The following is a 9,243-nucleotide window of genomic DNA, read 5'->3' on the forward strand; positions in this document are numbered from 1 at the left end:
GCGATGCGTGCCCTCTGATGCCGGGTCTCGAAGGTCCCGAATCCCCCGCCATCGGGTTTCTGCTCGCGCTTGCGATCGGCTTTCTCGTCGGGCGCAGCCGCGAGCCGCTCGAAGGAGGGCCGCAGCGTCCCGGCATCCGCGATTTCCTGATCATCGCGATGCTCGGCGCGGTCGCCGGCCATCTCGGCATCGTCGCCATTTCGATCGCGCTGTTTGCGGGCATCGTTGGCGTGCTGCTCGTGATGCGAGCGCATCATCCCGAGCGCAGCGGCATCACCACCGAACTTGCCGCGCTCGCGACTTTCATCCTCGCGAGCCTCTGCCTCACGCAGGATCGCGAGTTCGGCGCAGGCCTCGGAATCGTGCTCGCGATGGTGCTGGCGCAGCGCGACCAGTTGCGCCGCTTGGTGCGCGAAGAAATTTCCGAGCAGGAATACATCGACACGCTGAGTTTCCTCGGCCTCATCTTCATCATCTATCCGCTGCTGCCGCCCGGTCAGTACGGACCGTTTGGTTTTTTCGATCCGCGCAAAATCTGGCTCTTCGTAATTCTTGTTTCGGGCGTGTCTTACGTCGGTTATTTTTTGATCAAGTTCGTCGGCGAGGAGCGTGGCGCGCTGCTGACGGCCGTGATCGGCGCGTTGGCTTCGACCACTGCTTACACCACCGGAATATCGCGCTCGGTCGCCGATTCCCCGGAAACCGCGATCGCGGCCGCCCGCAACGCCCTGATCGCAAACTCGATCCTGTTTCCGCGGATGCTGCTGGTGGTGGCGCTCGTCTCCCCGGCTCTCGCGATTGCGGGGATTCCGGCCTTCGCCGCTATGACCGCCGCCGGCTTTCTCGCCGCGTATCTGCTCGGCCGCGCCACCGATCGCCACCACGAAGAAGTCGCGGCCTCCGAATTCTCCAACCCGTTTTCGCTCTGGCCGGCGCTCAAGTTCGGCGTCGGGTTCATGACGGTGCTGTTCCTGGCGCGCGCCGCGAAATACTACCTCGGCAATAGCGGCCAGACGATCGTGTCAGCGATCAGCGGACTGGTCGATGTGGACGCGATTTCGCTCACGCTCGCGGGCTTCGTCCAGGCCGGCAGCACCGCGGCCCGCGATGCGGTGGTCGGATTGACGCTCGCCGCCGGCGTCAATGCGATTTTCAAGTCGGCAATTGCCCAATCGAGCAATCAGCCGGCCTTCTATCTGCGGCTGATCGCGGGCTTCGTCATCATGTTCGCCGCCGGCGCCGCCGTTCTGGTGTTCCTGGATACCAGCCGCTTCGCCGAATTGCTTAGTCAGTTCAATACTAAGTGAGTAATCGAACTATTTTAATCAATAAGTAATAACTCAATAGTCAACGGAGACCGCCGGAGCTGAAGGATGTAGCAGCAACGACAGGCAAGAAAAGTTCCGGTCCTAACACCTCTCCCGTTACTTTACGGGAGAGGAGGCCGAGTCGCTCTCAAGCGACGAGGTAGGTGAGGGGGGGCCGGATCGCGCGCCACAGAAACGACTTGCGCTCCCCGACTCCGGCCCCCATACGGGATGACGGAGGAGAGCACCTTCGCTCTCGATGACGGGGGGCATCGGGCTTATTCTCGATCACAATCGCTCGTGATTACGACTTCAGCAACTCGGGCAACCGGGCCGTGAACTCGCTGCGCGATAGCGTAAGTTCGAAGCCTGCCTCGCGCGCCGCCTTGAGCGGTTTCAAATCAATATGCGATGCGAAACCCACCAGGCGTGCATTCGGCGCGACGGCGCGAATCCTCGCCACCGTCTCGAGCGCCGGAAACGCCGCATCGGACAGATCCGCGAACACAGTCTGCGGGATTTTCTCGCCGCATCGCTCGATCGCAGCGTCGAGCGACGACGCGTAGATCACGTCGGCGCCGAGCGCCGATGCCACCGCGTCGATCTTCGACCTGAAAAACAAATCGCGCACCAATCCGAGTGCGATTCGCTCGCTCATCCAAATCGCTCCGTCATTTCCAATCGGCAAGCTTGACCGGATGGGCGATTCCATCGCGAAATCGCGCCGGCGCGAATGGCGCCAAATCGATCGACGGCTTCCGCCCCGCCGCGAGGTCCGCGATTACTTCGCCGGTGATCGCCGAGAGCAAAATACCGCTCCTGAAATGTCCGGCCGCATAAATCACGTTGCCGACCGTCGGCGACGGCCCCAGCACCGGCAGCAGATCTTCGCTGGCCGGACGGAGCCCCGCCCACGCTTCCCGAAACGGCATCGACGCCAAATCCGGCGCCAGCGCTCGCGCCGCGCGAGAAACCCGCTCAAGCCCGTCGAGCGTCACGCTCTTGTTGAAGCCGGCCTCTTCGAACACCGAGCCCGCGAGGATACGACCGTCGCGGCGCTGCACGATGATGCCGTCGGCGGAAAACAGCGACGGCCCGACCAATCCAGGCAGCGCATCGAAGCATAAAATCTGTCCGCGCACCGGATAAAAACGAATTCGATCTTCTTCGAGTCCGCGAATCTCGCCCGACCACGAGCCAGCCGCGTTGATCACGAGATCGCCAGTTTCGATCGAACCGTCCGTGAGTCGCACGCCCGTCGCGCGGCCGCCCGCAGTCACGATCGAATCGACGCGCGCGCCTTCGCGAAACAGAGCGCCGCGCGCGATCGCCGCATTGATGTATGCCTGCGTGAGCTTGCGATTCTCGACGCGCCAGTTAGTCGGCATGTGCAATGCGCCGAGTATTTTTGCCGACAGCATCGGCGCGAGTTTCAAGGCGTCGCGCGGCGTGAGTTCCTCGACCTCGCCGCCCGCCGCGCGCTGCCATTTCGCGCGCGATTGCAATTCCGCGCGATCTTCCTCGGTGAACGCCGCGTAGAGGACGCCTTGACGATCGTACTCAGGATCGACGCCGCTCTCGCGCGTCAGCCGCTCGACAATTTCGTCGAACGATCGTTTTCCCGCGAGCGCCAGATCGAAGAACGCGCCCGGCTCGTGAGCCTCTGCCTGCGGGCCGATAAGTCCGGCCGCCGCCCACGACGCCTCCTGGCCTAAACGCGCGCGCTCGAGGACAGTCACGGCGTTGCCATCCGCGGCTAATCGCCACGCGATCGAACTCCCGATAATGCCGCCGCCGATGATCAGCGCCTTCACGCGCGAGGCCCCGGCGCTTCGACGATTCTGGTATTCATCGCGCCAAGCTTACCCGCGCCGAAGTTCGCGGGAAACCCTCAGCCGAGCCACTCCGGATGCGCCGCGCGGATTGCGATCGATGCCCCGGCAGGTGATTCTGCCGACCACCGGTGCTAGAACCGATCATCTCATGGAGGCGTGCTAGATGGCGCGGCTAATCAAAGGATTCGACACCAAGCTGATTCACGCCGGCGAGCCCGAACCACTGATCGGCGGCGCCGTCACGATGCCGATTTTCCAGTCGTCCACCTTCGAGTACAGCGGCCAGAAGAGCTACCACGATCTGCGCTACATCCGCCTCAGCAACACGCCCAATCATACGGTGCTGCACGCGAAGCTGGCGGCGCTCGAAAACGCGGAAGCGGCGCTGGTCGCGGGCAGCGGGATGGCGGCGATTTCCGCGACGCTCTTCACCGTGCTGGCCGGCGGCGGCCATCTGCTCGCTCAGGATTGCCTCTACGGCGGCACCCACGATCTGATGAACGTGGAATTTCCCAGCTACGGGATGTCAGTCGATTTCATCGACGGCGACGAACCCGCCACCTGGCGCGAGGCACTCCGTCCCAACACCAAGGCCATCTACGTCGAGACGATGTCCAATCCGTTGTTGCAGGTAGGCGACCTCGAAGCGGTGGTGTCATTCGCCGCCGAGAACGGATTGCTCTCGATCATCGACAATACGTTTGCGAGCCCGCTCAATTTTCGGCCCGCGGAAATCGGCTTCGACCTCTCGCTGCATAGCGGCACCAAGTACCTGAACGGACATACCGACATCGTCGCGGGTGCGGTGATCGGCCGCGCGGAACTGGTGCGCAGCGTGACGCGGACGCTCAATCATCTCGGCGGCGTGCTCGATCCGCATGCCTGCTTCCTGCTGAATCGCGGCATCAAGACGCTCGGGGTGCGCGTGCGGCATCAGAATGAAAGCGCGCTCAAAATCGCGCGATGGCTCGAGCAGGATCCCGCAGTGAGCCACGTCAATTACCCGGGCCTCGAGAGCCACTCGAATCATCTGCGCGCGTGTGAATTGTTCGACGGCTTCGGCGGCGTGCTCAGTTTCGAACTCGAAGGCGGGCTCGCGGCCGCAACGCGCTTCATCGAGCGCGTGACGATTCCGATCAGCGCGCCGAGCCTCGGCGGAGTCGAGACGCTGATCACGCGGCCGGCCACGACCTCGCATTCCGGGATGTCGCCGGAGCATCGCGCGAGCGCCGGCATCTCCGATGGCCTCATCCGGCTGTCGGTCGGGCTCGAGTCGAGCGACGATCTGCTCGAGGACTTCGAGACCGCGCTTGGCGATTGAGCTTCCTTCGCCGCCCATGTGTCATCCGATGTTCCACACTAGCGGCGAAATCTCATTTTCGTACATGCGCTGATTGAGGGCGACGCCTAAGCGCAAACCAAAGCTCGATTGGGCGATGGTCGCGCGGGCATCGCATTTGCTTTTTGAGCTCGCCAGCGGGACACCGACCCGCCGAGGTGGAGCATGTCCGAGCATATAACCATCAGTGTCGATGAAAGCCTGAGCGATCTGATTCCGGGGTTTCTCGAACGCAAGCGCGCCGACGTCCAGAGCATTCTCGACGCCTTGCCGCGCCACGATTACGAGCGCGTCCGCCGTGCGGCGCATCGCCTCAAGGGCGAAGGCGGCGCTTACGGCTTCGATGCGATGACCGAGTTGGCGCGCGTGATCGAGCGGGCGCTGGCGGCCCACGACGACACCGCGATCAAACGGCACGCGGAGGCTTTGCTGAATTACGTCGATCGGGTCAAGGTGGTTTTCCATCCCGCCGAGGAATAGGCCCGCGCTGGCGCCATACCGGGCAATCTAATAGATACTGCAATCTCAGTTGTCGGAAGTTCACCTCCGGTGAACGCTGATGAGATCACACACGCCACTCCTGGTCGCGGTGCTGTTCGCTGCACTTTCACTGCACGATATCGGCTGGGCCGAACAGCAATGTCGGGTCGATCCAGGATCGTGGTGCGCGAATCCACCCGCTGATATGGGATATCCGAACTCACGCTGCTACGACTTAACCTTCGAGGTCAAGCACAATTTCGGCAGTTTCGAGATGTGTCAGGCCGTGATGAAACTCGCGCGCGAGGCACGCCGCAAGTGGTGTCAGTGCGCGTCGTCGTCGGAATTCACCGAGCTCAAGCCGAATTGCTTTGTCTATAATTTGGATACCGTTTTCTGCGCAGGTTTGCCGCCACGAACTTTCACTGCCGACACGAATACTACGCCACCCTGCCATGTCGATTCCGGCACGTGGTGTTTCCATCCGCCGCCGGAGATGGGATGGCCCGATTCACTGTGCGAATCGTCCGCTCGAAATTGGGCATCGCTCATGGATCCGAAGAAACCTCAAACCAGCATTTTTACCGGCTATGGCGACATCGGTGAACCTGGGTCGATAGTCGTGCCGCCACACACGGATGCCAAGGAATGCCTGCGGGTTGCGCATAAGGCGAGGAAGATTCGCGCGGCGTGGTGCGCCTGCAAGCTTGAGGTCGATCCGGATAGCCCGCTGGGACTCGGAGCACTTTTTTACAAAGGGACCGACGGCTCTCTGCGAACCTACTCGGTCGGATTGCCGCGGCGCAATGCACTGGAGCGTAAAAAACTTGCCATCGCCAATGCGGAATCTGACGTGGATGGATGCGCTTCGTACAAACAGTCTCCACGCGATCGCAAACTGCCACAAAGGAAGCCTATCACTTACGGCCAGCTCTATGACGAATGCGTCTCCAGCACCGCCGCCGAACTCAAGAAGGCACAGAGTCTTCCAGAGCAGTAGCCTCCCGACGAGCCGTTCGGGGGACCCGCAGGCTTCGGCGAATCGCGGCTATTTGTGCTGCCATTTAGGCTCGCGCTTCTCGACGAAGGCCGCCGTGCCCTCGACGCGATCGGCGCTGCCGAACACCACGCCGAACGTCTGCTGCTCGAAGCGCAGCCCCGCGTCTTCTTCCATCGTGAACGCCGCGCGCAGCGCCGCTTTCGCTTGCCTGAGCGCGAACGCCGACTTGCCCGCGATTTTCTCCGCCAGCTTCCGCGCCGTATCCATCAATTCGGCCGCCGGCACGACCTGGTTGGCAAGCCCCCACTCGAGCGCCGCCTTCGCGTCGAACATCTCGCCCGTCATGATCAGTTCGCGCGCCTTATTGTGGCCGATTCGATGCGGCAGGCGCTGCGTTCCGCCGAATCCCGGAATCAGTCCGAGATTTATTTCCGGCTGTCCGAAGCGCGCCTTGTCGCTCGCGATAATCAGGTCGCAGGCGAGCGCCAGTTCGAGGCCGCCGCCCAGCGCGAAGCCGTTTACCGCCGCGATCACCGGGATCGGCAGATCCTCGAAGGTCTCCATCACGCGATGCCCCAGCCGCGAGAAATCCAAGCCCTCAGCCGCCGACATTTTCGACATCGCGGCGATATCCGCGCCGGCGACGAACGCACGCTCGCCCGCGCCGGTCACGATCAGCACGCGGATCGACGAATCGTGGCGCACCTCGCGAATCACCCGCGCCAGTTCCTCGAGCACTTCGCGATTCAGCGCGTTCAGCGCCGTCGGGCGATTCACCGTCAACGTCGCGATCGCAGCCTTGTCGAAAATCAGATTTTTCAGTTCCACCGAAGTGACTCCTTTTGCTGTGAATGATCGAGCATCGCGCACGGCCACTCGTGCTGATGCACCCTAGTTCCGTCCGCCGCGCCCGCGATGTCAACCCTGCGGTAACGAACCCGACCAAGCGTAGCGGACTGATCGATCACGCTTGCGCCACTGCCAATCGCGGGAAACAATGCGCGGATGTTCGAGCGGCTTGCGATCGGTCGTGCGCAAACTTTACTGCGATCTGCTGCAGTCGTGGCGGCGGCGTCGATGCTCACGGTGTTGGTCGCCGGATGCGCCGAGCAATCGCAGTCGGAAGCCGCGGTGGACAAGCTGCGCGCGCTCGCCGATCAAAAATGCCACGAGGGAAATCAGCCCGCCTGCGACACCATCATACAGATCGTCGGCACCCGGGTCGCGATTGAATCGGTGAGCGATCTTCCGGCGCTGACTCCAAGTTGCGAGGCCGGCCGTCAGGACACTTGCCAGCAGCTTGCCGTGATTCGCGCGGAACTCAGCGAATGGTGCGCCGCAAACAACGCGCGCGCCTGCGCCGCCGTCAATGTCGGCACGTGGCCACGCAATCTGGATGTGCCAGCGCTGGTCGATTCAGCCAAGCTCGCGTGCCTCGGCGGCCAGGTGAAAGCCGATACGCCGACCTGCCGCGCGCTCGAAAACTTCTGACGCGGGTGAAAAGAGCCTCAGCCGCGATCCTCGAAGCCGAGCGAGATCATCACTTCCTGCAGCGACTGATCGACCGTGATGAATTCTGTCTGCGAGACAAACAACATGCAGCCGCGCCCTTCCTCCTTCGGCAGTCCGACTATCTTGAGAATGCGATCGCCGTTGATCATCACCGGCTGATGGTCGATTGATACCCGCAACCACATTGCTCAATTTCCTCTCGCGAGCCGAAACATCGATCGCGACTGAACTCTTATCGCGACACGCGCAGCCGCTCTGGGTCAATACTCCGGCTTGAAGTCGAAATGATGAACTGCCTCGATGAAGCGCACCGTATGCGTCGTCGAACGCATCACGACGCTGTTGGTCTTCGCGCCGCCGGAGAAAAAACGCACGCCGTGCAGATAATCGCCAGTGGTGACGCCGGTCGCGGCGAACATCACGTTTTCGCCCGCCAGTTCCTCGAGCGTGTAGCGATGCTTCAAATCCATGATGCCCATCGCGATGCACGCCTCGGCCTCTACCGAATTGCGCGGCATGAAGCGGCATTGCATTTCGCCGCCCACCGCGCGAATCGCCGCGCCGGCCAGCACCCCCTGATGCGCACCGCCGATGCCGATCAGCATGTCGATTTCGCTCTCCGGCCGCGTCGTCGCGATCGCCGCCGACAGATCGCCGGCTGACAGCAGCTTGATTCCCGCGCCGGCGCGCCGCATCTCGTTGATCAACTTTTCGTGGCGCGGACGGTCGAGGATCGCGATCCGCAAATCTTCGACGTACACCTTTTTCGCTTCGGCCAGCGCCTTCAGATTGTCGGTCGGCGAGCGATCGATATTGATCACGCCGCGCCCCGCCGGTCCGCACGCGATCTTGTCCATGTAAGTGTCGGGACATCTAAGGATTCGTCCGCGCTCGGCCAGCGCGACGCATGACAACGCGTTCGGTCCCCCGGTCGCGCAGATTAGCGAACCCTCCAGCGCATCGAGCGCGAGGTCCACCTCGGGTCCCGCGCCGGTGCCGACGATCTCGCCCTCGTACAAAAATTCCGCGTCGTCTTCCTTGCCCTCCCCGATCACGATCTTGCCGTCCATCGCGACCGAGTTGAGCGTCTTGCGCATCGCGTCGCAGGCGGCCCGGTCGGCCATCCGCTCGTCGCCCTTGCCGATGAATCGCGCCGCCGCCAGCGCGGCCGCCTCTGTCGCGCGCACAACCTCAAGGGCAAGATTCCGCTCCATCCGGGCCTCCGCGTCAGTTCGCCAAACTCAATTCACTTCCGAACAACGACTCTATCAGGTGGAAGCCGTCGCTCACGACGATTCCGGTTTTTTTGCCGTCGGCTTCAGTGTAGCGGCGCGCAATACCGGCCTTCATCGCAGATGAGGTCAGCAGCGCGAACGGCACCGGCTCCGGCGAATGCGTTTTGAGCTGGCTCGGCGTCGCATGATCGGGCATCAGCAGGATCGTGAAATCGCCGAGCGCGCCCAGATCGTTCAGCAGCGGCCCGATGATCAATTCGTCGATACGCTCGATCGCTTCCGTCTTCAGATCGGCGCGGCCCATGTGGCCCGCTTCATCCGGCGCTTCGATATGCAAAAGCAGGAAGTCGCGCGACTTGAGCGATTCAAGCCCGTAGCGCGCCTTCGCCGCATAGTCGGTATCCAGATATCCAGTCGCGCCCGGCACCTTGATCAATTCGAGTCCCGCGAGCCGGCCGAGTCCGTTGACCAGGTCCACCGCCGAGATGACTCTGCCTTCGACGCCGAAGCGATCCTTGAGCGTCGGCACCGCGGG

General features: G+C 62.5%; 10 protein-coding genes and 1 pseudogene. 5 read left to right on the plus strand and 6 right to left on the minus strand.

Annotation, left to right across the window (positions count from 1 at the left end; all coding sequences use genetic code 11):
- Nucleotides 1-17: 17 nt before the first annotated feature.
- Complete coding sequence (locus tag Q7S58_RS17420; protein WP_304828792.1) at nucleotides 18-1,307, plus strand: MgtC/SapB family protein; 1,290 nt, start codon at nucleotides 18-20, stop codon at nucleotides 1,305-1,307.
- Between the two features lie 304 nt (nucleotides 1,308-1,611).
- Here Q7S58_RS17420 and Q7S58_RS17425 read toward each other — a convergent pair whose 3' ends face one another.
- Both Q7S58_RS17425 and thiO read right to left on the minus strand, forming a co-directional pair.
- Nucleotides 1,612-1,965, minus strand: a complete 354-nt coding sequence (locus Q7S58_RS17425; RefSeq protein ID WP_304828795.1) for a hypothetical protein — start codon at nucleotides 1,963-1,965, stop codon at nucleotides 1,612-1,614.
- A 13-nt stretch (nucleotides 1,966-1,978) separates the two neighbouring features.
- Entirely contained in the window at nucleotides 1,979-3,121 is a 1,143-nt protein-coding gene (gene thiO / locus Q7S58_RS17430) for a glycine oxidase ThiO (RefSeq protein WP_304828797.1), read from the minus strand.
- A gap of 184 nt (nucleotides 3,122-3,305) precedes the next feature.
- Between thiO and Q7S58_RS17435 the strand changes: the two genes are divergently transcribed.
- From Q7S58_RS17435 to Q7S58_RS17445, 3 genes are all read left to right on the plus strand, one after another.
- A complete protein-coding gene (locus Q7S58_RS17435) occupies nucleotides 3,306-4,463 on the plus strand; it encodes a PLP-dependent aspartate aminotransferase family protein (RefSeq protein WP_304828800.1) in 1,158 nt (385 codons plus the stop codon).
- A 183-nt stretch (nucleotides 4,464-4,646) separates the two neighbouring features.
- On the plus strand, nucleotides 4,647-4,961 hold the full coding sequence (locus Q7S58_RS17440; protein ID WP_304828803.1) for an Hpt domain-containing protein: 315 nt from the start codon (nucleotides 4,647-4,649) through the stop codon (nucleotides 4,959-4,961).
- Nucleotides 4,962-5,070: 109 nt separating this feature from the next.
- Nucleotides 5,071-5,961 (plus strand): hypothetical protein, encoded by an 891-nt coding sequence (locus tag Q7S58_RS17445; protein ID WP_304828806.1) that lies wholly within the window; start codon nucleotides 5,071-5,073, stop codon nucleotides 5,959-5,961.
- A 48-nt stretch (nucleotides 5,962-6,009) separates the two neighbouring features.
- On the opposite strand, the gene Q7S58_RS17450 is transcribed toward Q7S58_RS17445, so the two are convergent.
- Nucleotides 6,010-6,789, minus strand: a complete 780-nt coding sequence (locus Q7S58_RS17450; protein WP_304828810.1) for an enoyl-CoA hydratase/isomerase family protein — start codon at nucleotides 6,787-6,789, stop codon at nucleotides 6,010-6,012.
- 177 nt (nucleotides 6,790-6,966) lie between these two features.
- On the opposite strand from Q7S58_RS17450, the gene Q7S58_RS17455 reads away from it, so the two are divergent.
- Entirely contained in the window at nucleotides 6,967-7,452 is a 486-nt protein-coding gene (locus Q7S58_RS17455; protein WP_304828813.1) for a hypothetical protein, read from the plus strand.
- A 17-nt stretch (nucleotides 7,453-7,469) separates the two neighbouring features.
- Here Q7S58_RS17455 and Q7S58_RS17460 read toward each other — a convergent pair whose 3' ends face one another.
- The 3 genes and pseudogenes from Q7S58_RS17460 to Q7S58_RS17470 form a co-directional block, all read right to left on the minus strand.
- Nucleotides 7,470-7,658 (minus strand): hypothetical protein, encoded by a 189-nt coding sequence (locus tag Q7S58_RS17460; protein WP_304828816.1) that lies wholly within the window; start codon nucleotides 7,656-7,658, stop codon nucleotides 7,470-7,472.
- 75 nt (nucleotides 7,659-7,733) lie between these two features.
- Complete coding sequence (gene glpX, locus Q7S58_RS17465) at nucleotides 7,734-8,687, minus strand: class II fructose-bisphosphatase (RefSeq protein WP_304828819.1); 954 nt, start codon at nucleotides 8,685-8,687, stop codon at nucleotides 7,734-7,736.
- Between the two features lie 13 nt (nucleotides 8,688-8,700).
- Nucleotides 8,701-9,243 (minus strand): annotated as a pseudogene (locus Q7S58_RS17470) (phosphoglycerate mutase); the annotation flags it as partial.

This window comes from Candidatus Binatus sp., assembly GCF_030646925.1.
Lineage (GTDB): Bacteria > Desulfobacterota > Binatia > Binatales > Binataceae > Binatus.